The sequence below is a fragment of the Ruegeria arenilitoris genome, assembly GCF_013032445.1.
In the GTDB taxonomy this organism is placed as follows: domain Bacteria; phylum Pseudomonadota; class Alphaproteobacteria; order Rhodobacterales; family Rhodobacteraceae; genus Ruegeria; species Ruegeria arenilitoris_F.
Genome location: NZ_WQCA01000004.1, coordinates 277,963 through 304,427 on the forward strand (window position 1 = coordinate 277,963; position 26,465 = coordinate 304,427).

The 26,465-nt window shown below is 60.2% G+C and carries 25 protein-coding genes; 12 read left to right on the top strand and 13 right to left on the bottom strand.

What is annotated here, in order from left to right; translation table 11 throughout:
* Positions 1-3 precede the first annotated feature (3 nt).
* Genes GOW98_RS07545 through fabI form a run of 4 tightly spaced genes read right to left on the bottom strand, consistent with a single transcriptional unit; the run spans position 4 to position 5,756 of the window.
* Positions 4-1,173, bottom strand: a complete 1,170-nt coding sequence (locus GOW98_RS07545) for an acetate/propionate family kinase (RefSeq protein WP_170330573.1) — start codon at positions 1,171-1,173, stop codon at positions 4-6.
* Positions 1,166-2,560: a bifunctional enoyl-CoA hydratase/phosphate acetyltransferase gene (locus GOW98_RS07550; RefSeq protein WP_170330575.1), complete on the bottom strand. Its 1,395-nt coding sequence runs from the start codon at positions 2,558-2,560 to the stop codon at positions 1,166-1,168. The genes GOW98_RS07545 and GOW98_RS07550 overlap by 8 nt, the downstream gene beginning before the upstream one ends.
* Complete coding sequence (locus GOW98_RS07555) at positions 2,557-4,980, bottom strand: DUF3141 domain-containing protein (RefSeq protein ID WP_170330577.1); 2,424 nt, start codon at positions 4,978-4,980, stop codon at positions 2,557-2,559. The genes GOW98_RS07550 and GOW98_RS07555 overlap by 4 nt, the downstream gene beginning before the upstream one ends.
* A gap of 11 nt (positions 4,981-4,991) precedes the next feature.
* Positions 4,992-5,756: an enoyl-ACP reductase FabI gene (gene fabI / locus GOW98_RS07560; RefSeq protein WP_170330579.1), complete on the bottom strand. Its 765-nt coding sequence runs from the start codon at positions 5,754-5,756 to the stop codon at positions 4,992-4,994.
* A gap of 332 nt (positions 5,757-6,088) precedes the next feature.
* Here fabI and napF point away from each other — a divergent pair, with 332 nt between their 5' ends.
* The 8 genes from napF to GOW98_RS07600 are packed head-to-tail and all read left to right on the top strand — an operon-like array spanning position 6,089 to position 12,594.
* The gene (gene napF / locus GOW98_RS07565) at positions 6,089-6,604 is read left to right on the top strand and encodes a ferredoxin-type protein NapF (RefSeq protein WP_170330581.1); all 516 of its coding nucleotides are present in this window, start codon (positions 6,089-6,091) and stop codon (positions 6,602-6,604) included.
* Positions 6,601-6,894, top strand: coding sequence for a chaperone NapD (locus GOW98_RS07570; protein ID WP_170330583.1), 294 nt, complete (start codon positions 6,601-6,603; stop codon positions 6,892-6,894). The genes napF and GOW98_RS07570 overlap by 4 nt, the downstream gene beginning before the upstream one ends.
* On the top strand, positions 6,891-9,383 hold the full coding sequence (gene napA, locus GOW98_RS07575) for a nitrate reductase catalytic subunit NapA (RefSeq protein ID WP_170330585.1): 2,493 nt from the start codon (positions 6,891-6,893) through the stop codon (positions 9,381-9,383). The genes GOW98_RS07570 and napA overlap by 4 nt, the downstream gene beginning before the upstream one ends.
* Before the next feature lie 27 nt (positions 9,384-9,410).
* The gene (gene napG / locus GOW98_RS07580; protein WP_170330587.1) at positions 9,411-10,229 is read left to right on the top strand and encodes a ferredoxin-type protein NapG; all 819 of its coding nucleotides are present in this window, start codon (positions 9,411-9,413) and stop codon (positions 10,227-10,229) included.
* Positions 10,226-11,143 carry a quinol dehydrogenase ferredoxin subunit NapH gene (napH, locus tag GOW98_RS07585; RefSeq protein ID WP_170330589.1) on the top strand — a complete coding sequence of 306 codons (918 nt, stop codon included), beginning with the start codon at positions 10,226-10,228 and terminating at the stop codon, positions 11,141-11,143. The genes napG and napH overlap by 4 nt, the downstream gene beginning before the upstream one ends.
* A gap of 12 nt (positions 11,144-11,155) precedes the next feature.
* Positions 11,156-11,593 (top strand): nitrate reductase cytochrome c-type subunit, encoded by a 438-nt coding sequence (locus GOW98_RS07590; RefSeq protein WP_170330591.1) that lies wholly within the window; start codon positions 11,156-11,158, stop codon positions 11,591-11,593.
* Between the two features lie 29 nt (positions 11,594-11,622).
* Positions 11,623-12,324 (top strand): NapC/NirT family cytochrome c, encoded by a 702-nt coding sequence (locus GOW98_RS07595; protein WP_170330594.1) that lies wholly within the window; start codon positions 11,623-11,625, stop codon positions 12,322-12,324.
* A gap of 12 nt (positions 12,325-12,336) precedes the next feature.
* Positions 12,337-12,594, top strand: coding sequence for a hypothetical protein (locus tag GOW98_RS07600; RefSeq protein ID WP_170330596.1), 258 nt, complete (start codon positions 12,337-12,339; stop codon positions 12,592-12,594).
* 66 nt (positions 12,595-12,660) lie between these two features.
* On the opposite strand, the gene GOW98_RS07605 is transcribed toward GOW98_RS07600, so the two are convergent.
* Together GOW98_RS07605 and GOW98_RS07610 are read right to left on the bottom strand one after the other, a co-directional pair.
* Positions 12,661-13,695 carry an NADP-dependent oxidoreductase gene (locus GOW98_RS07605; protein ID WP_170330598.1) on the bottom strand — a complete coding sequence of 345 codons (1,035 nt, stop codon included), beginning with the start codon at positions 13,693-13,695 and terminating at the stop codon, positions 12,661-12,663.
* 91 nt (positions 13,696-13,786) lie between these two features.
* On the bottom strand, positions 13,787-14,704 hold the full coding sequence (locus tag GOW98_RS07610; protein WP_254437933.1) for a GlxA family transcriptional regulator: 918 nt from the start codon (positions 14,702-14,704) through the stop codon (positions 13,787-13,789).
* Positions 14,705-14,802: 98 nt separating this feature from the next.
* Between GOW98_RS07610 and GOW98_RS07615 the strand changes: the two genes are divergently transcribed.
* The 3 genes from GOW98_RS07615 to GOW98_RS07625 all read left to right on the top strand — a co-directional run bounded on the left by GOW98_RS07615 (position 14,803) and on the right by GOW98_RS07625 (position 18,863).
* Positions 14,803-15,963 (top strand): acyl-CoA dehydrogenase family protein, encoded by a 1,161-nt coding sequence (locus tag GOW98_RS07615; protein ID WP_170330599.1) that lies wholly within the window; start codon positions 14,803-14,805, stop codon positions 15,961-15,963.
* 101 nt (positions 15,964-16,064) lie between these two features.
* Positions 16,065-18,080: an acetate--CoA ligase family protein gene (locus GOW98_RS07620; protein WP_170330601.1), complete on the top strand. Its 2,016-nt coding sequence runs from the start codon at positions 16,065-16,067 to the stop codon at positions 18,078-18,080.
* Between the two features lie 3 nt (positions 18,081-18,083).
* Positions 18,084-18,863, top strand: a complete 780-nt coding sequence (locus tag GOW98_RS07625) for a carnitinyl-CoA dehydratase (RefSeq protein ID WP_170330603.1) — start codon at positions 18,084-18,086, stop codon at positions 18,861-18,863.
* Between the two features lie 4 nt (positions 18,864-18,867).
* Here GOW98_RS07625 and GOW98_RS07630 read toward each other — a convergent pair whose 3' ends face one another.
* The gene (locus tag GOW98_RS07630; RefSeq protein ID WP_170330605.1) at positions 18,868-20,109 is read right to left on the bottom strand and encodes an acyl-CoA dehydrogenase family protein; all 1,242 of its coding nucleotides are present in this window, start codon (positions 20,107-20,109) and stop codon (positions 18,868-18,870) included.
* A gap of 209 nt (positions 20,110-20,318) precedes the next feature.
* Between GOW98_RS07630 and GOW98_RS26215 the strand changes: the two genes are divergently transcribed.
* On the top strand, positions 20,319-20,927 hold the full coding sequence (locus GOW98_RS26215; RefSeq protein ID WP_170330607.1) for a GntR family transcriptional regulator: 609 nt from the start codon (positions 20,319-20,321) through the stop codon (positions 20,925-20,927).
* A 6-nt stretch (positions 20,928-20,933) separates the two neighbouring features.
* Here GOW98_RS26215 and GOW98_RS07640 read toward each other — a convergent pair whose 3' ends face one another.
* Genes GOW98_RS07640 through bioB form a run of 6 tightly spaced genes read right to left on the bottom strand, consistent with a single transcriptional unit; the run spans position 20,934 to position 26,316 of the window.
* Positions 20,934-21,692, bottom strand: a complete 759-nt coding sequence (locus GOW98_RS07640; protein ID WP_170330609.1) for a methyltransferase domain-containing protein — start codon at positions 21,690-21,692, stop codon at positions 20,934-20,936.
* A complete protein-coding gene (locus tag GOW98_RS07645; protein ID WP_170330611.1) occupies positions 21,689-22,309 on the bottom strand; it encodes a pimeloyl-ACP methyl esterase BioG family protein in 621 nt (206 codons plus the stop codon). The genes GOW98_RS07640 and GOW98_RS07645 overlap by 4 nt, the downstream gene beginning before the upstream one ends.
* Positions 22,306-23,592, bottom strand: a complete 1,287-nt coding sequence (gene bioA, locus GOW98_RS07650) for an adenosylmethionine--8-amino-7-oxononanoate transaminase (RefSeq protein ID WP_170330612.1) — start codon at positions 23,590-23,592, stop codon at positions 22,306-22,308. The genes GOW98_RS07645 and bioA overlap by 4 nt, the downstream gene beginning before the upstream one ends.
* Entirely contained in the window at positions 23,589-24,209 is a 621-nt protein-coding gene (gene bioD / locus GOW98_RS07655; RefSeq protein ID WP_170330613.1) for a dethiobiotin synthase, read from the bottom strand. The genes bioA and bioD overlap by 4 nt, the downstream gene beginning before the upstream one ends.
* Positions 24,206-25,339, bottom strand: a complete 1,134-nt coding sequence (locus GOW98_RS07660; RefSeq protein WP_170330615.1) for an 8-amino-7-oxononanoate synthase — start codon at positions 25,337-25,339, stop codon at positions 24,206-24,208. Before GOW98_RS07660 ends, bioD begins: the two co-directional genes overlap by 4 nt.
* The gene (bioB, locus tag GOW98_RS07665) at positions 25,336-26,316 is read right to left on the bottom strand and encodes a biotin synthase BioB (RefSeq protein ID WP_170330617.1); all 981 of its coding nucleotides are present in this window, start codon (positions 26,314-26,316) and stop codon (positions 25,336-25,338) included. The genes GOW98_RS07660 and bioB overlap by 4 nt, the downstream gene beginning before the upstream one ends.
* Between the last annotated feature and the right edge of the window lie 149 nt (positions 26,317-26,465).

Consider the following 26,465-nt stretch of genomic DNA (forward strand, 5'->3'; position numbering starts at 1 on the left):
CGGTTACGTCATCTGCGCTGCGGCGCGGGCGATCACCATCTCTTCGTTCGTGGGGATCGTCAGGATACGCACACGACTGAAGTCGGTCGACAGAACTGTGCCGCCATCGGCATTTCTGTTGTGGTCCATGTCAATCCCGATCCAGCGCATCCCGTCGCACACCTGCTGACGGATCTGGGCCGAATTCTCTCCTATTCCGCCGGTAAAGACCAGCGCGTCGATCCCCTCCAGCGCGGCAGAGAGCGCGCCCAGTTCGCGGCGAATGCGAAACACGTAATAGTCGATGGCCTTGCGCGCGTCAGGCGTGTCGGCGGCCAGCAAGGTGCGCATATCCGATGAGATGCCCGACAAGCCAAGCAAGCCCGATTTACGATAGAGCATGTCTGCAATTTCGTCCGCGGACATGCCTTCCTGCTGCATCATGTACAGCACGACGCCGGGGTCCAGCTGACCGCTGCGGGTGCCCATCGGCAACCCGTCCAGCGCCGAAAAGCCCATGGTCGACGCCACGGCCCGGCCGCCCGATATCGCACACATCGAAGCGCCGTTGCCCAGATGCGCGATGACCACGCGGCCATCGTGCAGACCCGGGGCGATCTCTTTCAACTTCTGCGAGATATAGTCGTAGCTCAGACCATGAAAGCCATATCGGCGCACGCCCTTTTCATAGTAGCTCTGCGGCAGAGCGAAGGTATCGTTGACCCATGGATGCGTCCGGTGAAACGCGGTGTCGAAACAGGCGACCTGCACGGTGTCGGGAAACGCAGCGCTGGCGGCGCGGATACCAGCCAGGCTGTAGGGTTGGTGCAGAGGCGCAAAGGGGATGAACCCGGTCAGGGTTTCAATGACCTTATCATCGATCAGAACGGGTTCAGAATAAACTGTCCCGCCATGCACGACCCGGTGACCGATAGCACGGATATTGAAGCTCGGCAGATACTCTCGGGCCATGTCCAAAAAGGCCTGAATAGCCTCATCGTGGTTCTTGGCATTGACGAGCGGCCGGTCGACCGAGCGCCCTCCGGCGGATTGCGCCAGCAGCCGGGGCGCGTCGCCCAGACGTTCGATCTGGCCATGCCAGCGCATACTGGGTCGGTTGCCTTCGACCAATTCATACAGTCCGAACTTCAACGAAGAAGAACCGGCATTCAGCGCCAGAACGTAGTCAGCCATGGATTTTACCTTTGTTCGCCTGCGCGTGCAGCGCCGCCACCGCGCAAGATGCCAACCGCGACGCATCATCATCCGACCGCGATGTCAGAATGATCGGCACGGTGGCGCCAACAACGATCCCAGCTGCCTCGGCATGCGAGATAAATGTAAGCTGCTTTGCCACCATATTGCCCGCCTCGATATTCGGCGCCACCAGAATGTCCGCCGCCCCGGCAACCTCAGAGGTGATCCCCTTGGTCCGGGCTGCGTTCAGGTCCACCGCGTTGTCCATCGCCAAGGGGCCATCGACCAGACCGCCTGTGATCTGGCCGCGCTCGGCCATTTTCGACAGCAGCGCCGCATCGACGGACGAGGGCATATGCGGGTTGATCGTCTCAACTGCCGACAACACGCCAACTTTGGGTGTTTCGATCCCGATGGATTGCGCCAGATGAATGGCGTTCTGGACGATATCGGCCTTGGTTTCCAAATCGGGGGCGATGTTGACCGCCGCATCCGTCACCATGATCGGTCGTGACATACCCGGCACGTCCATCACGAACACATGGGACAGACGCCGCCCGGTCCGCAACCCCCGGTCCCGGCGCAAAACCGCATGCAGCAACACATCAGTATGCAGATGCCCCTTCATCAAGGTCTCTGCCTTGCCTTCAACCACAAGGTCCACGGCACGGTGGGCGGCGATTTCGTGGCTGTTGGCCTCGATGATTTCGATAGCCGACAGATCGGCGCCCAGTTCCGCTGCTGCTGCCGCAATCTTGTCCGGATTACCCAACAGGATCGGCGTGATGATGCCCTTGGCCTTGCCCAGCAGCGCACCGCCCAGCGAGTTCGGCTCTTCCGGGGCGACCACCGCAGTGGGCATCGGGTCCATCGGTTCGGCCTTTGCGATCAACGCGTCGAAATGACGGTGGCGTTGGACGATCAGGCCCGGAACCTCGACCGAGTCGAAGGCCATATGCTTTGCCGGTGGCGTGACCTGCACCTCTCCGCTGAGGACCAAAGCGTTATCGCCAACGCGGCGCACCTCGGCGGCACAGAGCAAGTCACCATCCTCGCGCTTTTCAAGTACAGTGACAAATGCGGTAACTTCATCACCCGCCACAACGGGAAGGTGGAAGGACAGGTTCGCCCATCGGGTTTGCGTGCCAGCACCGGGTAGAATGTTACCCAGAACCGCCGCAATCAGACCAGCAGGCCACAGGGCCGGAGCGACCGCCTCGGGGCGGCCATCGCCATCGCCGTCATAGCCCGCAAGATGCAGCGGGTTGTGATCGCCCGAGGCTGAGGCAAAGGCATAAAGATCGTCGATTGTGCACAGGCGCATCACCTGTGCTTCGTCCCCGACCTTCACCTGCGCGTAAGTACGGTTTTCTTCTATCTTCATTGCGGATTGGCCTTGTTCACAGCGGCAGCCTTGCGTGCCCGGGATCTGGGGGCAGGTTTGGCCGGGGCATCGGATTTCTTTTCGATCTCAGCAAGATCGAGTGTCTCGTACAGCGCCTGCGCCATCTCTACAAGCTCGGGCGACGGGTTCGGGATATCGCCCAAAATACGCTTGATTAGATCGACGGCCTGCTTTTTGTCCGCGGCGCGCGGCAGCAGATCGGGCAGCGTTTCAATCGCACCTTGTTCATCAAAGGTCACGATCACAGTCTGTTCGCGCAGCATCCGCTGGCGTTGGTCGACGGTCAGGTTCTTAAACGGCGCCTCATTCCGGAACACATGCGCCCAGCGGTGAAGAATCTCGGCCCGGAAGCTCTGATTGCTAACACCCAGCAGAAGCAGCAGGCGGATCACAGCCTCAGGCAGACCTCCCTGATTCATATGCGCCAGCGCAGCCTCCACCTGCGGCAGGGAACGTAGGTTTTCGGGATCGGGCAAGGTGCGATGCGCCGCGTATTTCTTACCAAACCAAGCGGCCAGCGGCCCTCCCCAGAGCGTGAAGAACGTGGCCTCGTACCACGCATCGCGCAGGTCCCGGTTCAGGTCCATGGCCTGTTCGATCCAGTCGGCGGTCAGTTTCTCAAGCTCAAGGAAAGGATTATCCGGCGCGGCGGGTTCACGTTGCTCGCGCACTGTGTCAGCCAGATGCTCCACGCCTTTCATCATCGGATTCGCGGATGACATCGCAGCCCGCTGAACCCGCAGCGGATGCAGATCGCGCAGGGCTTTCGCGCCCATCGGCGTTGACATGGACCGTACAACAGGGCGCCCGAAGGTTTCATAGACGTTGGCCTGAACCTCGGACATATGCGCCACGGCGGCAAAGCTGGCTTCGTCCTCCTGCCCGTCGTCCAACGCCGCCAGGTCTTCGAGGTTTCGGTCGTAGAGCCGGACTTCGAACCGCTTGTCCTGGCCCTCGCCTTCGGTGTTTTCGATCACCATCTCATAGAGGCCCGGTGCCATCGCCTCGACCGTTTCCAGGGTCGAGGCCAGCTCGGTATGTTCCTTGCGCGCCACTTTGGACGAGACGAAGATGCCCAGATGCCCGACCTCGTCATGCAGCATATAGATGATCCTCTGCCCGCGCAGGCGGATTTCCTCTTCATCCGCATAAGTGGCGGCAATCCAGTTCAGCGCCTGCTGCGGCGGCGTGATGTTGTCGCCCTGACTAGCGAATACAAAGATCGGGCCTTTGATGGCCTTGATATCCACCGGCACGCCGGGTTCCAGCTGTGCGGTGTTCTTGACCAGCCGGTTGCCGACAAACAGCTGCTCGACGATCCAGTGGATTTCCTCTTCGTTCAGAATGAAATAGCCACCCCACCAGCGTTCGAAATCGATGAAGCGTTTCCAGCCCGCTTCGGGGTCGCGGTAAAGGTCGAAGTACTTACCGAAATAGTTCCGGCTGGGGTTAAGCTGTTCGAAGTTCATCACCAGATTGGCACCGTCGAACTTGCCTGCGCCCAGATCGGACCAGAGCATCGGCTGCCACGTGCCCCCCAGAACGCCTGCATTGTAGCGCATCGGGTTTTCACCCACCTCACCCGACCACGGCGCGACCGGGGCTCCGTTCAGGATCAGCGGTCCGGTCAGGTCCGGGTCGCAGGCAGCCATCAGCAAGGTCGCCCACCCGCCCTGACAATTCCCGGTCACCACGGGCTGAGGACTGTCGGGATGTCGCGCCCGCACGGTGCGGACGAACCCAGCTTCAGCGTGCATGATATCGGCAAGGGTTTGGCCGGGCACAGGATCACGCCCGAAACTGACAAAATACACCGGATGCCCTTTGGACAGGGCAACGCCCACCTGACTGTCCGGTTTAAACCCCCCGATCCCACCACCATGACCCGCACGCGGATCGATAATGATATAGGGGCGTTTTTTGTCATCCACAGTCACGCCTTCAGGCGGCAGGATACGTAACAGTTGGTAATTGCAGGCACGTTTTAGGGTCTTCCCATCAACGATGACCTCGTAATCATAGACCAAAACTGGAGGGCAGCCTGCGGTCTCATGCTCCAGAAATACATCGCCACGTTCACGCAGCGCGTCCATGGTCAGCACCACTCGCTGCGAGGCGTCTTTCAGATATTCAGCCCAGTCCTTTGCCATGGATTGCGAACGCATAAGGCGCTGCGACACATCGGAAAATCCCTGCATCAGGTCGCGGGTACGCTCCGCGTGGGCTTCGGCAATCTTTGTCGATTGCAACCGAGTGGATTGCGCCAGCAAGTGCCACTGCACGCCCGACTGATCCAGCGCACGGGTTACGATATCAAAGGTTCGGTCCTGAACCGCGGCCGCATCCTGCGCCATTTCGGATCCGAGTTTCAGCGAGTTCTCTTGCACGTTGGAAAACATGAGCCTGTCCTTTACCCGACGATGTTGTAGCCGCCGTCAATAAGGTGAATGCCGCCGGTGACGTTGAACGCCTCGCGGCTGGCCAGAAATGCAGCGTAGGCGCCGACATCCTCGATCGTTGCCAGATGGTGGGTTGGTGCCCGCGCGGCGGCGTCTTGCAGCAACGCGTCAAACTCGGGCAACCCCGACGCCGCCCGCGTCTGCATCGGCCCCGGCGACAGCGCGTGAACGGATATACCCTGCGACCCCAGTTCGGCCGCTGCCGATCGCACCGAAGCCTCCAGCGCAGCCTTGACCGGGCCCATCACGTTGTAATGTTCGATAACCCGGGTCGAACCCAGAAAAGAAACCGTCATACAGGTGCCGCCCTGCGTCATCAGCGGCTCGGCCAGACGGATCATCCGCAGGAAGGAATGCACCGAGATATCCATGGCCAGCCCGAATCCCTCGGCCGAGCTGTCAACCACGCGCCCATGCAGATCATCATGCGGCGCAAAAGCGATGGAATGCACCAGCGTATCCAGCCGCCCCCACTGAAGGGCAATTTCATCAAACAAGGCCTTGGATTGGTTCGGGTCACGCACGTCCAGCGGCATTACAATCGGGGCGTCGATCTGTTTGGCCAGTGCCCGAACATGCGGTTCCGCTTTTTCGTTCAGATAGGTCAGCGCCACCTCGGCCCCCTGCGCATGAAGTGCACGGGCAATGCCCCAGGCGATCGACTGGTGATTGGCCACGCCCAAGACAACCGCTTTGGTTCCGTCCAGTCTGAACATTCAGCCGATCCTTTCACGCATTCTGCGGTGCAGCATACTGAATTTCAATATGGGACTCAATTTCAATGCTGCAACGCCGCATAGCAAGGAAATGTAACAAACGCACATTGACCAGCCGAACAGGGAATTGTGGTTGCTTCTGCGCCTAAAAATCTCGCCGAACCGAAGCCCCATCCACTCCGCGCAACTTTGGCAACAGCTTTGAATCGTCAAATGTTCAAAAATTGATGAAAAATAATGCTCTTGTTTATGATCTGGATCAAAATTCATCACATTCAAAATCTGTATTGGGGTAACCTAGAAGAGGAATCAGACGCGAACAGTCCAGCCATATGAGCCAGATGACGAGCCGCAGGGCGTTTCTAAGCGCCAGCATGTTCCGGGAGGACAGTAATACTGTCCGCCCTCCGGGTTCGGTTGTGCCGGGCTTTGTGGATCAGTGCACCAAATGCGGTGACTGTGCCGAGGCCTGCCCCGAAAATGTGATTGCGATTGATCAGGATGGTTTTCCGGTGTTTCAACCCGGCGACGATCCCTGCACTTTTTGTGGCGATTGCGCCAAGGCTTGCCCGACGGACGCCCTGTTGATCGAACGTCTGGCCGACTGGCCGTGGCGCGCGGCCATTCAGGATACCTCGTGCCTGTCCATGACCGGTGTCAGCTGCCGCGTCTGTCAGGACAATTGCGAGCAAAACGCAATCCGATTCAAGCTGCAGTTGGGCGGACGCGCCGAACCCACGCTAGATACCGATAGCTGCACCGGATGCGGTGCCTGCGTGGCGCTCTGCCCTGTCGATGCCGTCGCGCTTGAACGCCAGCCCCTAACCAAAACGGAAACGGTTCAATGAATATCTGCGGTTGCCTTGCACATGTTGCACAAGACCAGACCGAAGCCGCGGCACAAACCATGCGGGACACGCCGGGCGTCGAAATTCACGCTCAAGCCGAAGACGGCCGTTTCGTCGTCGTTGTTGAAGACACACCCGACCGCCTTGCGTCCGAGATCATCATGGATCTGCATCAGATCCCCGGAGTGATTTCTCTGACGCTGACTTATCACCATTTCGAGGATCTCGCGGAAAGCGCTCCGCATCCCGAGGCCCCAAGCCAAACCACCAGCCGGAGGCTCACGCTATGACTACTTCAGAATCTCGCCGGACTTTTCTCAAGGCCTCAGCGGCCGCTGCCACTGCGTCAGCCGCAGGCATCCCTCTGGCCACAGGTCAGGCCAATGCGCAGGCCGGTGCCCCCGATATCCGCTGGGACAAGGCCGCCTGCCGGTTCTGCGGCACCGGCTGCTCGGTTCTGGTCGGCACCAAGGACGGCCGGGTTGTTGCCACTCAGGGCGACCCGGATGCGCCGGTCAACCGCGGCCTGAACTGCATCAAGGGCTATTTCCTGTCCAAAATCATGTACGGCAAAGACCGTCTGACCACGCCGCTGCTGCGTAAATCGAACGGCGTCTATGACAAGAACGGTGAATTCGAGCCGGTCAGCTGGGACGAAGCCTTCGACGTCATGGCCGAGAAATGGAAAGAGTCGCTGGCCAAAAAAGGCCCGACCAGCGTTGGCATGTTCGGCTCGGGCCAGTGGACCGTCTGGGAAGGCTATGCCGCTGCCAAGTTGATGAAAGCCGGGTTCCGTTCTAACAACATCGACCCCAACGCGCGGCACTGCATGGCATCGGCTGTGGTGGGCTTTATCCGCACCTTCGGCATTGACGAGCCGATGGGCTGCTATGACGACCTCGAGCACGCGGACACCTTCGTGCTGTGGGGCTCGAACATGGCCGAGATGCACCCGATCCTGTGGTCACGCCTGACCGACACCCGCCTGACCAAGCCGGGCTGTGAGGTGCACGTACTGTCCACCTTCGAACACCGCTCGTTCGAGCTGGCCGACAATGGTATGGTTTTCGAACCGCAGACCGATCTGGCGATCCTGAACTACATCGCCAACCACATCATCCAGACCGGCGCGGTGAACGAAGAGTTCGTCAAAAACCACGTCAACATCACCAAGACCGCCACCGATATCGGCTATGGCCTGCGCGACAGCCACCCGCTGCAGCAAGAGGCCGCAAACCCCAATGCGGGTAAGATGGAACCGATCAGCTTTGAGGACTATGCCAAAGCGGTCGAGCCCTACACGCTGGAATACACCGCTGAACTGTCGGGCGTGCCCGCCGACAAGCTGGAAAAACTGGCCAAGCAATATGCCGACCCGAACCGCAAGGTCATGAGCCTGTGGACCATGGGCTTCAACCAGCACACACGCGGATCGTGGGTGAACTCGCTAATGTACAACGTGCACCTGCTGGTTGGTAAGATTTCGGAACCGGGCAACTCGCCCTTCTCTCTGACCGGCCAGCCGTCGGCCTGCGGCACCGCGCGTGAAGTCGGCACCTTTGCCCACCGCCTGCCCGCCGACATGGTCGTCATGAACGACAAGCACCGCGAGATTTGCGAAACCGCCTGGAACGTGCCCGCTGGCACCATCCCGGCCAAGCCCGGCTTCCACGCCGTGCTGCAGCACCGCAAGCTGAAAGACGGCGATCTGAACGCCTATTGGGTGCAGTGCAACAACAACATGCAGGCCGCGCCCAACATCAACGAGGAAGGCTATCCCGGCTATCGCAACCCAGAAAACTTCATCACCGTGTCGGACCCCTATCCGACAGTCACGGCCGTGTCTGCCGACCTGATCTTGCCCACTGCCATGTGGGTCGAGAAAGAAGGTGCCTATGGCAACGCCGAGCGCCGCACTCAGTTCTGGCGGCAACAGGTGCAAGCGCCAGGCGAGGCGAAGTCGGACCTGTGGCAGCTAATGGAATTCTCCAAGCGCTTCACCGTTGAAGAGGTCTGGGGCGAAGAGCTGCTGGCCACCATGCCGGAACATCGCGGCAAGACCATGTATGACGTGCTCTATGCCAACGGCAAGATCGACAAGTTCCCGCTGTCGGAAACAGCCGAAGGCTTCGACAACGACGATGCCGAGCACTTCGGCTACTACGTGCAGAAAGGTCTGTTCGAGGAATATGCCGACTTCGGTCGCGGCCATGCGCACGATCTGGCACCGTTCGAGATGTATCACGAGGCGCGCGGTATGCGCTGGCCGGTCGTTGACGGTAAAGAGACGCTGTATCGTTTCCGCGAAGGCTATGACCCCTATGTGCCCGAAGGCGCAGGCGTGAAGTTCTATGGCAAGCCCGACGGCAAGGCGAGCATCATCTTTGCGCCTTATGAGCCCGCCGCCGAGGAGCCGGATGAAGAATATGATCTGTGGCTGTCCACGGGTCGCGTGCTGGAACACTGGCACTCGGGTTCGATGACCCGCCGGGTGCCGGAACTGCACCGCGCCTATCCGAATGCGGTTGTCTACATGCACCCGCAGGACGCCAAGGATCGGGGTCTGCGGCGCGGTCAGGAAATCGTTCTGTCCACCCGTCGCGGTGAGGTCACCAGCCGTGTCGAGACCCGCGGGCGCAACAAGGTGCCGCGCGGTCTGGTCTTCATGCCCTGGTTCGACGAGCATCAGCTGACCAACAAGTTGACGCTGGACGCAACCTGCCCGCTGTCGAAGGAGACCGACTTCAAGAAATGCGCGTGTAAGGTCGAACGCGCGTAACCGGGAAGGATCGCAAAGGTAGTCCCCATGTCCCTGACCGGTACTCCTCTCTCGCCGCAACGGCGCCGATTCCTGCAGGATTCGGCGCGCGCGGCAGGCGGCTGCGTGGTCGCTGGGTCCTTGCTGGCCTGGTTGGCCCGCGATGCCCGCGCGCTGCCGGCCGAGGCATTACGCCCACCCGGTGCATTGCCAGAAGAGGATTTCCTGTCGGCCTGCATCCGTTGTGGGCTATGCGTGCGGGACTGCCCTTACGATACGTTGAAACTGGCTGAACTTGGGGTCGACGCCGTTGCAACCGGCACGCCCTATTTCACGGCGCGCGATGTGCCGTGCGAGATGTGTGACGATATCCCCTGCGTCGTCGCCTGCCCCACCGGCGCGCTGGACCAGGGGCTGGACAATATCGACGATGCCAAAATGGGCGTTGCGGTTCTGGTCGATCAGGAAAACTGTCTTAACTTCCTCGGCCTGCGCTGCGATGTCTGTTACCGCGTCTGCCCCGTCATTGACGAGGCGATCACGCTGGAAACCGCGCATAACGACCGGTCCGGTCACCATGCGATGTTCATTCCGACCGTCCATGCCGACCGCTGCACCGGCTGTGGAATGTGCGAAAAAAGCTGCGTTCTGCCCGAAGCCGCCATCAAGGTGCTGCCCGCCAGACTGGCGCGCGGCAGCAGCGCGGATCACTACCGCAAAGGTTGGGAAGAAAAAGAGAGCCATGGCGGTCCCCTTGTGGACGGCCTGATCGACCTGCCCGACCGCCTGCCGGGACCGGGCACGGACAATCTGGCCACACCGGGCGGCTTCGCTCCGTCTTATGACCTTCCGGGGGCAGGACAATGAGCGCCCGCACTCATCTTCCTGTCGGCCAAGAGGCTGTCGCCACCAAAGGCTGGTTCGGCGCGCACCGTTTTCTGCTGCTGCGTCGCACAAGCCAACTGTTCTTTTTGGTCTTGTTTCTGCTGGGCCCCTGGTTCGGCATCTGGATCGTGCAGGGCACGCTGGCGGGGTCGCTGACCCTTGGCGTGTTGCCTTTGACTGATCCGTTGGTGCTGTTGCAAAGCCTCGTGGCCGGTCATTGGCCCGAACTAACCGCGTTGATTGGTGGGTTGATCGTTCTGGTCGCCTACGCGCTGATCGGCGGCCGCGTCTATTGTTCCTGGGTCTGCCCGATCAACCCGGTGACCGACGCCGCCAACTGGTTGCACCGCAAACTGGATCTGCCGAAAGGCTGGCAACCAAAACGCAACACGCGCCTTTGGGTGTTGGCGACGGTGCTGATTGTCTCGGGCCTGACCGGCGTAATCGCGTGGGAGTTGGTCAACCCGATCACCATGCTGCACCGCGGGCTGATCTTTGGCGCCGGTTTCGTCTGGGCTCTGGTTGCTGCGATCTTCATCTTCGATCTGGTCGTCGCGCGCCACGGCTGGTGCGGCCATATCTGCCCGGTCGGCGCCTTCTATGGCTTGATCGGCAGCAAAAGCCTGCTGCGGGTCAGCGCCGCCAACCGGACCGCCTGTGACGATTGCATGGATTGCTATGCCGTCTGCCCAGAAAACCAGATCATATCCCCCGCGTTGAAGGGCAAGCCCGGCTCGACACCGCTGATCCTGTCGCCGGACTGCACCAATTGTGGCCGCTGCATCGATGTCTGCGCCGTCGATGTCTTCAAATTTACTCACCGGTTCGACGACCAGGTCGTCGCACCTTCCGATCCAGTTCCCGCGCCCGAGCCGCGCGAAGCCAGACCTATCTAAGGGAGTGCCAAGATGAAAAAATCAATTGTGACAGGCGGAATTGCCCTGATCCCCGTTTTGCTCCTGAGCGGGTTCGCCCTTGCCCAGTCAGCCCAGGTGGAAACTCTGCGCGGGGCAGATGTAGATGAGCCAATCCCTCTGCATCAGATCCACAAAGATGTCGAAGGACGGATGCAGCGCAACTATCGCCAACAACCGCCGCTGATCCCGCATTCAATCGAGCAGTACCAGATCGACGTGCGCACCAACCAATGCCTGTCCTGCCACGACTGGACCAAAGCAGGCGAGCGTAACGCGCCAACCTTGTCGATGACCCACTATCTGGATCGCGACGGCAACGAGTTGGACCGTATCGCAGGCACCCGGTATTTCTGCAATCAGTGCCACGTGCCTCAGGCGGATGCTCCTGCGTTGGTCGACAACGTGTTTGAACCCTCGTCCGGCAACTGATCCAACGCAAGTCTGAAAGGAGCACCAACATGGCAGACTCCCCCGAAAATCGCGGTTGGATTGGCCGCATCTGGAATGCAATCTGGACACCGGCTGTCATGTTCAGCTCGGGCTTTCTGGTGTTGGCAGGTTTTCTCGCCGGCATCCTGTTCTGGGGTGGGTTCCACTGGACGCTGGAACTGACCAATACCGAGGAATTCTGTACCTCGTGCCACACGATGGAAACCAATCTGGGCGAATATCGCGAGACGATCCACTACAACAACCACTCGGGCGTGCGCGCGATCTGTTCCGACTGCCACGTGCCGCATGAGTGGAACCACAAGATCAAGGCCAAGATCATGGCCGTCAAGGACGTCTATCACGAGATGGTCGGCACCATCAGCACGCCTGAAAAATACGAAGAACACCGGCTGAGCATGGCCTCGGCCGTCTGGAAAAAGATGAAGGCGTCGGACAGCCGCGAATGCCGCAACTGTCACAATTTCGACTATATGGACTTTACCATCCAGGAAACCCGCGCCGCGTCCGAGCACCAGCGCGCAATCGACAACAACATGACCTGCATCGACTGTCACCAGGGCATCGCGCACACTCTGCCGCCGAACTATCTTGAGACCTATCAGGAAATCACCGAAGAACTGGCTGGTGAACCCTCGGGCAAGCTGCAGCATCAGGTGGCGGATGGCAGCGCTGAAATCCGGTCATTTCTGGCCAATCAGGCGGAATAAGAGGGGCAAGACATGCTGGAACTTCTGGGAACAATCGGGGCCAACATTATCAGCCTGCCGGGTATTCTGGGCCTTGCGCTGGGGATGATGACGCGGCGTGTTTGGCTGGGCGCACTGATGGGTGGCGCGGTCGGCGTGATGGAAACGCTGGTCTTCGCGCATTGGAACTTTGCCAATGTCGAAACGATCGAGCTTTTGATTGCCGTGGTCGTCGGTCTGTGCGCGGGCTCGCTGGGTTCAGCCATCCGCATCAAGGGCACAACAGCGTAAATATATCAACTTGATCAATGTTCACCCGGTGCCTTGCATCGGGTGAACGCATTTTGGGGGTAGGCTTTATGCCCCTACATTGACCACCATTTTGCCGAAGTTACCGCCGCTCAGCAGTTGGTTCAGGGCTTCGGGCGCGTTTTCCAGCCCTTCGACCATATGTTCTTTGTACTGGATCGACCCGTCGGCAAGCCATCCGGTCATGTCGCGGCGGAACTCTTCGTATACCTCGCGCGTGAAGCTATCGAAAATGATGAAACCCTGCATTTTCACCTTCATGCGCAACAGCGTGCCCATGATTGCTGGACCCATATCCGGACCTTCGGGCAGCCCCGGCAGGTTATACCACGCGACAACGCCGCAGACCGGCATCCGCGCAAACGGGTTCAGCAGCGGCAGCACCGCATACAGCACCTTGCCACCGACATTTTCGAAATAGACATCGATTCCGTCCGGGCAAGCCAGTTTCAACTGCTCGGCAAAGTCCGGCGCCCTGTGGTCGATACAGGCATCGAACCCAAGATTTTCTACGATATGCGCACATTTCTCCGCACCACCGGCGACGCCCACAACCCGGCATCCTTTGAGCTTTGCGATCTGCCCGACGGTCGCGCCCACAGGCCCGGCAGCGGCCGCAACTACAACGGTTTCACCGGGCTTCGGCTCACCGATTTTCAGCAGACCGGCATAGGCGGTATAGCCGGGCATCCCAAGGATACCCAACGCCCAGGACGGGTTTTGCGGGGATTTGCCAAGGTTCATCACCTCGGTCCCGTCCGAGATTGCATAGTCCTGCCAACCGCTGCCCGACAGGACGTAATCTCCCGCCTCAAACCCCTCAAGATTCGACATCACCACCTGCCCCACGACCTGAGCGGTCATGACGCCACCTATGGCCACGGGTTCAGCATATGATTTCGCATCGTTCATACGCCCGCGCATATAGGGATCCAAAGACAGATAAACTGTGCGCACCAGCATCTCATTCGGGCCGGGGGTCGGAACCTCGGTCGTGGTCAGGCGCAGCGTGTTTTCGTCCGGCTGACCGCTGGGGCGTTCATTCAAAACGATCTGCCGGTTAACGTCTGTGGATTGGGTCATGTTCAGACTCCTTTGTTTTGGGTCTCGTCCTGCGACTTGGGTTTGCTTTGCTACTGTGCAGAAAGCGTAAGGCTCCGCAACGTCATATACCTCAACTGCCGCTGCGGAACGCGGTTGGCGTCTGCCCGAACTCGGCCTTAAAAGCTCGGGTCATGGCGCTGGCGTTTTCATAACCGCAGCGCCCGGCGATTTCAGCGATGGATTGTTCCGTCTCTTCCGCCAGTTTTCGCGCAAGGTTCAGCCGCAAACGCCGATACAGCGCCTGCGGCGTGGTTTTCAGTTCGGCCTGTATCCGCAACTCGATCCGTTTCTGCGAGCACCCGATTTTGCGGGCGACTTCTTTGATCGGCAGCGGCGTTTCCAGATTCACCTGCATCACGGTAAGAGCGCGATTGACCAGGCTGTCTTCGGATTTCAGCGGCAGCGCATAGTGATCCGCGCCGCCCCGGCTCATCAGCAGATGCGCGACCTCCATCGACAACAGTGGCCCGTGATCGCGGCGAATGAGGGCCGAGGCCAGGTCAAACGCCGCCATCGCCCCGGAACAAGTCAGACGGTTGCCGTCGATGACATACCGCTCCTGAACCGCGTTGACCGCCGGAAAGGTCTCTTCGAACCGGGCCAGTTCATCCCAGTGAATCGTCGCCCGGTGATCGTTCAGTAACCCAGCCCGGGCCAACAGCCAGCTGCCGGTGTCCAGACCCGCCAGCTGTGTGTGCCGTCCTGCAGCCGACAGCACAGCACGAATGGTGTCACGTGTGTCCAACTTGAGATAACCATAAGACGGCATAACCACCAGCACGTCTCCACGCTGATCAGCCAAAGCGCCGTTCGGCGTGACGGCAAGCCCGCTGGAGCTTTCAACCAACCCTCCGTCAATCGAACAGAATCGCCACGCATACAGACTCTGCCGTGCTAAAGTGTTTGCCGCCCGCAGCGGCTCGACCATATTGGCAAGGCAGTGGTTCGAGTATCCGTCGAAAATCAAAATGTTATATTGCCGGGACAAATTTTTTCCAACTCTGCACGATTCCGAACTAATTCTGCATGTCGTGAAAATGCGCAATGCCGTTTCTTGCGTCAATCACCTATCTAAGGATACGCGCCATGCAGTTTGGTCTGTCAGAAGAACAGGAAATGATCGTTTCGACTGTTCGCAGCTTCGTCGAAAACGAAATCTACCCGCACGAGGCCGAGGTTGAACGCACCGGTCAGGTCCCGCATGAGCTGGGCGAGCAGATCAAGCAGAAGTGCATCGATCTGGGTTTTTACGCCTGTAACTTCCCCGAAGAGGTTGGCGGCGCCGGTTTGTCGCATTTCGACTTCACGCTGGTCGAGCGTGAACTGGGCCGTGGTTCAATGGCGCTGACCCATTTCTTTGGTCGCCCCCAGAACATCCTGATGGCCTGTAACGACGAGCAGCGTGAACGTTACCTGCTGCCCGCCGTACGTGGTGAGAAAATGGACGCGCTGGCAATGACCGAGCCGGACGCAGGTTCGGACGTGCGTGGCATGAAATGTCAGGCCGTGCGTGACGGCGGTGACTGGGTCGTCAACGGCTCGAAACACTTCATCTCGGGCGCGGAACACGCGGATTTCTTCATCGTCTTCATCGCCACCGGTGTGGATGAGACCCCGAAAGGCCCCAAAAAGCGCATCACCACCTTCCTGGTGGATCGCGGCACGCCCGGTTTTGAGGTACGCGAGGGCTACAACTCGGTCAGCCACAAGGGTTACAAGAACTACATCCTGTATTTCGACAATTGCCGCCTGCCCGATGCGCAGGTTCTGGGCGAGGTCGATGGCGGCTTTGCCGTGATGAACGAATGGCTCTACGCGACCCGCCTGACGGTTGCGGCCTTCTCGGTTGGTCGTGCGCGCCGTTGCTTTGACTATGCTCTGAACTATTCGGCCGAGCGTAAGCAGTTCGGTCAACCCATCGGCAAGTTCCAGGGTATCGGTTTTCAGATCGCCGACATGATCACCGAGATCGACGCCGCCGACTGGCTGACCCTGTCCGCCGCGTGGCGTCTGGACGAAAACCTGCCGTCAAACCGCGAAATCGCCTCGGCCAAGCTGTACGCGTCCGAGATGCTGGCGCGGGTCACCGATACGACTCTGCAAATCTATGGCGGCATGGGCCTGATGGATGACTTCCCGATCGAACGCTTTTGGCGCGATGCCCGGGTTGAGCGCATCTGGGATGGCACTAGCGAGATTCAGCGTCACATCATCAGCCGCGATCTTCTGCGTCCCCTCGGCGCATAAGACCACGCTACTGCGGTGAGCGGGCTCTGGCATCAAATGCTCTCACTCTGCCAGGGTCCGCTCTCCGTCGTTTATTTCCAACGACACGATCAGGATCGTCGATGAACAGAGATCTTACCCGGCTGCTGCGCCCGAAAACCATTGCCGTCATTGGGGGCGGCGCCTGGTGCCAACAGGTTATTCTGCAATCGGAACGCATGGGCTATGCGGGTCAAATCTGGCCGGTACATCCCAAGGCCACGGAAATCGCAGGCCATACGGTTTATGGGCACCTCGAAGACCTGCCCGAGGCTCCCGACGCGGTGTTCATCGGCATCAACCGCCACGCCACGATCGAGGCGGTTCACATTCTGTCCAGCATGGGCGCCGGTGGCGCGGTGTGTTTTGCCTCGGGCTTTTCCGAGGCTGCGGCCGAGGATGATACGGGCGGAGACCTGCAGGACCAACTGATCGCTGCTGCCGGTGACATGCCCATTCTGGGGCCAAACTGCTATGGTTTCATCAACGCATTGGACGGCGCGCTGCTGTGGCCCGATCAGCACGGTGCGACCCCGGTAGAAAAGGGCGTCGCGATCCTGACGCAAAGTTCGAACATTTCGATCAACCTGACCATGCAAAAGCGTGGCCTGCCAATTGCTTATATGGTGACCTGTGGGAACATGGCGCAGACCAGCCAGGCCGAGATCGCCTCGGCCCTGATTGACGATCCGCGTGTAACCGCCGTTGGCCTGCATATCGAGGGCTTCAAAGACATCCGCGAATGGGAAGCGCTGGCCGCCAAAGCGCACAACAAAGGTATCCCTCTGGTCGCGCTCAAGGTTGGCGCATCGGAACAGGCGCAGGCGGCCACCGTGTCACACACCGCGTCGCTGGCAGGCAGCGATGCCGGGGCGCAGGCTCTGTTGGAACGCCTTGGCGTCCCACGTCTGTCCGCCCTACCCGATTTCCTTGAAACGCTGAAACTGCTGCATTGCTATGGCCCGTTACCGGGCGGCAACATCGCCTCGATCAGCTGTTCGGGGGGCGAGGCCAGCCTGATCGCGGATATGGCCGTGGGCACGGGTTTGACCTTCCCGCGTTTGACCGATGACAAGAAAGCCCACTTGCGCGACGCCCTTGGTCCCATGGTCGCCCTGAATAACCCGTTGGATTACCACACCTATATCTGGCGCGACGAAGAAGCGATGACCAAGGCGTGGTCCGGCATGACCGGCAACGATATCGACCTGACCTTCTCGATCGTCGACTACCCGACCACCGACCCGACCGACTGGACCTGCGCCTCGCGCGCGGCGATGAAAGTCCGTGCGGAGACCGGCGCGCGGTTCGCAATTGTCGCGACGTTGCCGGAACTGCTGCCGGAAGACGTTGCACAAGAACTGATGGCCGGGGGCGTCGTGCCCTTCATGGGTTTGGGCGAAGCACTGGCCGCCGCCCGCGCGGCAGCTCAGATCGCGGCACCGTCCACGCATCCCGTTTGGCTGCCCGGCACCGCCGAGGCGAACCGGACCCTGACCGAGGGCGAGTCCAAACAGGCTCTGGCCGATTGCGGGTTGCGCATCCCGCAGAACCGTACGGTTAGCGGTGCCGACGAAGCAAAAGCGGCGGCACAGGAAATGGACGCTCCTTTTGCCGTCAAAGGCGTTGGTCTTGCCCATAAATCCGAACATTCTGCGGTTCGGCTAGGCGTTCAGGCCGAAGACGTGGCAGATGTCGCCACCGATATCGGTACCAACGAGATTCTGGTCGAAGAGATGATCACCGGAACCGTTGCCGAATTGCTGGTCGGCGTGGTTCGCGACCCGGCGCACGGCTTTGTGCTTACCTTGGGCGCAGGCGGTGTACTGACCGAGGTTCTGCGCGATACCGCATCCCTGCTGGTGCCCAGCTCACCCGACGATGTCCGCGTCGCGCTTGGCAAGCTGAAAATCGCACCGCTGCTTGCGGGCTATCGCGGCCAACCAGCGGCTGATATGGATGCGATCATCACCGCGATTGAGGCCGTTCAGGCCTATGTCATGCAAAATGCCGACACGCTTGGCGAGGTCGAGATTAACCCGCTCCTCTGCACGCCCGACAAGGCCGTCGCGGTGGATGCCCTCATCAGAAAGGCCTGAGATATGGACCCGATCAAAACCCGCCGCGAAGGGGCGATCCTTGAGGTGACGCTGGACCGGCCCAAGGCCAACGCCATCGACCTAGCCACTAGCCGCAGAATGGGCGAGGTCTTTGCCGAATTCCGTGACGATCCGGAACTGCGCGTGGCCATCATTACCGGCGCGGGCGAGAAGTTTTTCTGCCCCGGCTGGGACCTGAAAGCTGCCGCCGACGGTGATGCGGTTGATGGCGACTATGGTGTTGGTGGTTTCGGCGGCCTACAGGAACTGCGCGATCTGAACAAACCCGTAATTGCTGCTGTGAACGGTATCGCCTGCGGTGGCGGGCTGGAACTGGCGATCTCGGCGGACATGATCATCGCTGCAGAACACGCAACTTTCGCGCTGCCGGAAATCCGTTCTGGCACCGTGGCAGATGCAGCCAGCATCAAGCTGCCCAAGCGCATCCCCTATCACATCGCCATGGAACTGCTGCTTACCGGCCGCTGGTTTGATGCCGAGGAAGCCAACCGTTGGGGTCTGGTGAACGAAATTGTCGCCGCCAACCAACTGATGGACCGCGCGTGGGAACTGGCCCGTTTGCTGGCCTCGGGGCCGCCGCTGGTTTACGCCGCGATCAAAGAGGTTGTCCGCGACGCCGAGGACAGCAAATTCCAGGACGCGATGAACCGCATCACCAAACGCCAGTTGCGCACCGTCGACGTGCTTTACGCCAGCGACGACCAGTTGGAAGGCGCCCGCGCCTTTGCGGAAAAACGCGACCCGGTCTGGAAGGGCAAGTAAAAGGTCAACGCTTCGGAGGTGTCAGCCATTGCGCTGACATGCCGAAGTTCGACTCTTTCAGCTCTTGCTTAGCGATGGCCTGCAGATGCACCTCATCCGGGCCATCCGCATAGCGCAGCGCCCGCGCCCAGGTATAGCTGTCGGCCAGCGGCGTGTCCGGCGTCATGCCCATGGCGCCAAAGACCTGCATCGCACGATCAGTCACGGTGGCGTGCACATTGGGCGCTACCACTTTGATCAGTGAGATTTCACGCCGCGCAGCCTTGGCGCCGACCTGATCAATCTTCCACGCCGCCTGCAGGGTCAGCAGTCGCGCCTGATCGATCTCAAGCCGTGATTTCGCGATCCATTCCCGGATCACCCCCTGCTCTGACAGCTGCTTGCCGAAGGTCTTCCGCTCCTGCGCGCGTTCTACCATCAGTGACAGCGCCATTTCGGCGGCACCGACCGAGCGCATACAGTGATGAATACGCCCCGGCCCCAGCCGCGCCTGCGCCAGAGCAAACCCACTGCCTTCTTCGCCCAGCAGATTGCCGGCGGGAACGCGCACATCCTTGAAGACCAGTTCCGCATGGCCCTCAGGATCGTGCATGTTCAGGATCGTGGGGTTGCGCACGATCTCAAGACCCAGCGTGTCCTTGGGCACGATCACCATGCTCTGCTGCTTGTGCCGGTCCGCATTCGGGTCGGTCTTGCCCATGACGATGAACATCTTGGTGTTCGGGTGGCAGGCATTGGTAATGAACCATTTGCGGCCGTTAAGGACATACTCATCCCCCACGCGCCGGATCGAGGTGGTGATGTTGGTCGCGTCCGAACTGGCTACGTCCGGTTCCGTCATCGCAAAGGCTGATCGGATTTCACCATTCAGCAACGGCAACAGCCATTCCTCGCGCTGTTCGGGCGTAGCGAACATGTGCAGCAGTTCCATGTTGCCGGTGTCCGGCGCGCTGCAGTTGAACACCTCGGAGGACCATGTCACCTGCCCCATCAACTCGGCCAACGGGGCGTATTCCAAATTGCTCAGCCGCGTGCCGGGTTCATCGTCGCGCAAGGAAGGTAGGAACAGATTCCACAACCCTTCAGCCCGGGCCAGAGCCTTGAGATCCTCCATGAAAGACACAGGAAAGTTACCCGCCTCAATCTCTTCCTTGTGGTCGCGGATGCGCGGATAGATATGCGCCTCCATAAAGCGTTTTAGCTGGTCGCGGTAATCCACGGCGCGAGGCGACAGGGCAAAATCCATTGTGATCCCTTTTCAGGCTGTTACGTCAGACCATTCTCCGTACCCTAGCCGCGCGATTGGCGTTTGTGAAACCCGCTGGCAGGGTCTCAGTCGCAAGTGCCGCAAGGTCACTCCGGTTGCCGCCACAGCCCACCCGCTCACAGCTCTGTTGCTCAACCTCCTGCATAAAGGTAAGCGTCTGTGAACACGTGAAATGAACCGAGGGTCAGGTGTCTGAGCAGCAGATCAAGAAATCGGATGACATCGCCGACAAGCTGTCGATGCGGATTGTCCAGGGGGCGCTGAAGCCCGGAGAAAAGCTGCGGCAAGACCTAATCGCGCGCGAGTTCGGGGTCAGCCAGGTGACCGTGCGCGAAGCTTTGTTGAACCTTGCCTCCAAAGGGCTGACGGTCGCCGTGCCGCGCCGGGGGATGTGCGTAGCGCCGATGGATCAGAATGCTATTCAGGAGCTTCGCGTGATGCGCCGCGCGCTGGAACCGGTCGCGTTGCTGCATTCCGTGCCCAACCTGACAACCAATCAGATCGCGTTGATCGAACAGGTTCACGAAGACTGCGACGGGGCCACCACCGCGGATGATTGGGAGGACGCTAATCAGCGCTTTCACATGGCCGTCATCGCCGCCTGCAACATGCCGCGCATGATCTCAGAGATCAAAAACCTACAAGTGCTGTACACGTGGCATTTCAACAATCTGCACACCGCCAAATGGCGCCAACGCGCAGACCCGGATCATGCCGCCATTCTGGCCGCCATCAAGGATCGCGATGCGGCCAAGGCCCATTCGGTGATGCAGCGCCACCTGACACGGTTAGCCTAGACCGGATTAACCGGGTTTGCGGGCGATGATCCATGTCGGGTGGTAGGTCAGCGGAACGCCGGACTCGCCCCCGAACTGTCGGATATAGTCATTGGTGAAGGCCATCAGGCTGGACTTGGTCCAGGTTTTACGCGCGCGTCCATTTACGCCGGTCCGGCGCAGGTGCTCCAACACTTTGCGGGGCGAGGAAAAATACATCTGCCGTTCCACCTCTCCGGCGGAGACAACATCCAGAATGCCCTCGACAGCAGTAGTCAGAACGTCCGGCCCACACAGCCCCGGCGCTTTCGCTGCCGACCCGACCTGAACCAATTCGTGGTATTGCTGGGGACCAAACCCCGAAACGGCAAGCCAGCCTCCGGGTGCCAATCCCATCGCGGCCCGGTGCAGGAATACCGCGGGATCGGGAAGCCACTGGACCATTGAGGCCGAAGCAATCAGATGCGGTTTCGCGGGCCATGCGACGTGCTCGGCATCACCGCATAGAAATTCGGCACCAAAGGTGGCGGCGGTCACATCGGCCTCGGGCGAGAGGTCATTGACCGTGAGCCTGTCGAACGCGAAATGCTCGCAAAGCTGTTGCGTCAGGTGACCAGTGCCGCAGCCGAATTCCAAAGCCGAGGCGAAGTGCTGCGGTGCGCCGCCATCGCGCAGGTCCTGCGCTAAGCGATCCGCGATCTTAGCCTGCTGACCCGCCGAGTCGTGATAGGTCATGAAACTACGGCTGAAGCTGCGCTGGACACGGTCAGTCAACTGAGCGTTCATGCGATCCACTCCTTCCAGCTTTGACCGGCGGCAAAGGGCACATGCGGTGCGGAAATCTCGCGCACCGCGTCCGGCTGACCGGCCCATGCGGCCTGTTGCGCGCGAGTGGGAATGATCCTATCCCGCTGCGGAATCCATACCCGGTCGAACTTGTGGTCCGGCGCTGTTCCACGTTCGATCACCGCGTGAAGCTCAGCCCGCGCGGCGTCGATATCGATTTCGGGGACAGGCCCCGCCAATCCGGCGCGGCGACAGAACTTGGCGAAACTGGCGGTGCTTAACTGGTCCGCCGTGGCGCGGATCATATCCGGCGCGATGCCGTGATCAACATCGGCTGGGGACAGAGTGCCGCTGACCGCAATCAGACGATCCGGCTGAAGCCCTGTCTGCGTCAGCCAGTGCGCTGATGAGGCCACGCCAAAGGAAAAAGCAATCAGGGTGACCCGATCATATTGCGCGAGGTCGCTCAGCGGATCATCCAACCGGGAATAGTCATCCACAAACAGAACGTCTGAATCGCCCGAAAGGTCTTCAAAAGGCCCAGGCCCAAGCGCCCAGCCTCCGAAAACCAACAGCACCTCTTGGGTGCCCGAGCGGGACAGCCACTGCTGTTTCATGACGCGCCTTTCGCCAAGGATACCATGGCTGATGTCACACGGCTCAGCTCATCCGGAGAGATGATGTATGGCGGCATACAATAGATATTTCGCGCAAAGGGGCGCAGCCAGACGCCGGTTTCCAGCGCCAACCCATGAGCGACGGACGGATCGACCCAATCGTCCATTTCAATGACACCGATGGCGCCCAGAACACGCACATCCGAGACCCCCGGCAATCCGCGCGCGGGTGCCAATTCGTGTTCCATCTGGTCCTCAATCCTGGCCACTTCGGATCGACAATCCCGGATCGACAACTGCTCCAAACTGGCAACAGCCGCCGCACAAGCCAGTGGGTTTGCCATATAGGTCGGGCCGTGCATCATCACGCCGGCCTCGCTTTCGCCAATGCGGCGGGCAACGGTTTCGGTCGTGACCGTCGCGGCCAGCGTGATGTGGCCCCCGGTCAGCGCTTTACCCAGACACAGGATATCCGGCACCACACCGGCATGGTGCAGCGCAAACAGCTCTCCGGTGCGACCGAAACCGGTGGCGATCTCATCGAAGATGACCAGCACGTCATGGGCCTTGCACAGTTCATGCGCCCGTTGCAGCCATGTCGGGTGATAGAAATACATCCCGCCCGCGCCTTGGACGACCGGCTCAAGGATCAGGCCCGCGATCTGGTCGGCCTTGGTTTCCAGCAACTCTTCCAGCGCGTTCAGACCGTTCAGTTCGCCATCCTCGGACCAGTCCTGCCCAAAGGCGATCTGCGGGCGCGGCAGGAAGTGCTGCACCGACAGAGCGCCCGCAAACAGCCCGTGCATCCCGTTAACTGGGTCGCAGACGCTCATCGCTTTCCAGGTGTCGCCGTGATAGCCGCCGCGGATGGTGGCGAATTGCGTGCGCCCCTTTCGGCCCTGCGCCATCTGGTATTGCACCGCCATTTTCAGCGCTACTTCGATGGCGACGGAACCGCTGTCGCTGTAGAAGATGCGGTCGAGCCCGTCGGGCAGCAGGTCGATCATTCTGCGACCCAGTTCGATAGCCGGGGAATGCGTGAGTCCGCCGAACATCACATGCGGCATCTGATCCAACTGCGCCTGCATCGCGCCAATAATGGCTGGGTGACGATGCCCATGCACAGCGCACCACCATGAAGACATGGCGTCAATCATTTGGGTCCCGTCCTCGGCGGTCAGCCAGACGCCCTCGGCCCCGGTGATCAGGTGCATCGGACCGGGCTTCAGCACGTTGGTATAGGGATGCCACAGATGGCGGGCGTCAAACTCAAGCGGGGTCACAGGGCGCTCCGGATTGTGTCGACGTCGATGGCGCTGAAGGAGTCGGTCAGCGTGTCCCGTGACAAGGTGTCGATGAACGGCAAACGGCCCAGATGCCGGGTGTTGCCCATTTCGGCGATGGTCTGTTCGACATCCGGCTCGGCATCGCCGACAAAGGCCACACCAACCACATTGCACCCGGCATTGCGCAGTGCCATCAGAGACAGCGTCGTGTGGTTGATCGTCCCTAACGCAGTGCGCGCCACCAGCACGACCGGCGCCGTCCATTGCGCAATCACGTCGAGGAAAAATACCTGACGGTTCAGCGGCACCATCAGCCCGCCTGCTCCTTCAACGACCAGAGGGCCGGACACCTGCGGCAAGGCCAGACAGGCCGGGGCGATCTCGATCCCCATATCCTCTGCCGACAAATGCGGTGAAGCTGGCATGTTCAGCCGATACGCCTCGGGCAGTACCTCGGCCCCCGTCAGTTCAGCGACGATTTCCGAATCCGTTGCCTCTTCCAACCCCGACTGCACCGGCTTCCAATACCGCGCGCCAAGGGCGGTGGTTAGACCTGCTGCGAAGACAGTTTTACCGATGCCGGTATCAGTGCCAACAACAATCACGGTACTCATGCGGCCTCGCTTTGGTGCTGTGCCAGCGTTTCGAACAGGGCGCTGATGTCAGCGTTGGACACATTGCTGGTGACCGAGACCCGAAGCCGCGAGGTGCCGCGCGGCACGGTCGGCGGGCGAATACCCCGGACGTCAAACCCCTGTGCTTGCAAGGTTACGGCCATCTGCATCGTCCGGGCTTCGTCGCCCAGAATGACGGGAATAATCTGGCTGTTCAGCACGTCCTGCGGCACACCGGTGCGACGCGCCTCGGTATGAGCATGGCGTATTCGGGCATTTGCGGCATTAGTCAGGCTGGTGTCGGATTGCAGATGGTCCAGAACCGCCCGCACAAGGGCCGCGTTGAACGGTGACGGGGCGGTCGCAAAGATAAACGGCCGGGCCCGGTTGATCAGCGCGTCAATCATCACTCGGGACCCGCAGATCAGGCCACCCGAGACACCCAAGCCCTTACCGCAAGTGTGCAGTGTCAAAACCTCAGCCTTCAGACCATGGGCCAGACCTTTTCCTTTCGGACCAAAAACGCCTGTAGCGTGGGCTTCATCCACAACAAGAACAGCTCTGTGTTCGATGGCCAGATTGGACAAAGCGCGCAGGGGCGCAATATCGCCCTCCATCGAATAGACACTTTCCACCGCGATCCAAACCTGCCCCGATCCGCCGGTGGCTTGCCAATCCGCCAAAACCCGCCGGGCATCGGCCACGTCGTTATGAGCAAAGGACCGGGTTTCGGCCCGACCAGTGCGCATCCCTTCATGGGCGCTGGCATGGACCAGATCGTCATACAGTATCAAATCCCCTGCTGCGGGCAGGGTCGAGAAAATCGCCTGATTGGCTTGAAATCCGCCGCCCATGAACAAAGCAGCTTCGGCGCCGAAAAAGGCAGCAGCCTCTTCCTCAAGCGCCTCATGTTCCGGGTGATTGCCGCGCAACAGTCGTGACCCGCCCGAACCTAAAGCCACGCCCCGCTCCAACGCCTTTTGCGCGGCGCGGCGCAACAGCGGTGAGTCCGCAAGGCCCAGATAGTCGTTCGAGGCAAAGTCCAACCCACGCCTCGGGGCCAGCGCCCGGCGGCGATGCCGGGCGTCCAGTGTTTCAAGCATCGAGTGCAGGCGACTCAATGCTTTCATTCAGCCGCTTCCGCACAACTTTGCCCGGCCACGGTTTCGGCCTGCAGCCCCAGCTTGTTGAACAGGATTGCGTCAGTGTCTTCTTCGGGATTCTCGGCAGTCAGAAGCGTTTCGCCCACAAAGATCGAGTTCGCACCGGCGAAGAAACACATGGCTTGCATTTCTTCGGTCATGTCGCTGCGACCGGCAGACAGGCGCACATAAGAATTCGGCATCATGATGCGGGCCGTGGCGATCACGCGTACAAAATCGATCGGGTCGATCGGCTTGGCGTCGGCCAGCGGCGTGTCTTCCTGCGGCATCAGCATGTTGATCGGCACGGATTCGGGCGCAGGACCCATGTTGGCCAGGGTGACCAGCATATCGACGCGGTCGCCGATCTCTTCACCCATTCCCATAATACCGCCCGAACACACCTTGATCCCGGCATCCTGCACACGGTTCATCGTGTCGATGCGGTCGGCAAAAGTGCGCGTGGTGATCACCTCGGGATAATAACGCTCAGAGGTATCGATATTGTGGTTGTAGTAATCCAGACCCGCGTCGCGCAGACGGATGACCTGATTGTCGTCCAGCATGCCCAGCGTCATGCAGGTCTCCATCCCCATGTCGCGCACGCCTTCGACCATGGCGACCAACGCATCCATGTCGCGATCTTTTGGCTCGCGCCAAGCCGCGCCCATGCAGAACCGGGTCGCGCCGCCGTCTTTCGCCTTGCGCGCCTCAGTCAGGACGCGCTGAACTTCAATCAGCTTCGAGGCCGACAGCTTCGAGCCGTTCCGGGCCGACTGCGAGCAATAGGAACAATCCTCGGCGCAGCCACCCGTCTTGATCGAAAGCAGCTTGGAGGTTTGGATCTTGTTGGGATCGAAATTCTCGCGATGCACGGTCTGCGCGCGGAACAGCAGGTCCATCAGAGGAAGATCATAAACAGCTTGTGCTGCTTCGCGGGTCCATGTGGGGGTGGTGTTTTCCATTTTATCGATAATTTGTCCGAAACTCCATGCCTACCTTTCCTAATATCGATAGAGCTGCAAATTTCAACTGCTAACTGTCCGATCAGCGATGAGCCGCCCGATAATCAGGGAAATGCAGAAGGGTCACCGACGCCTGTTGGCAGCGTTGT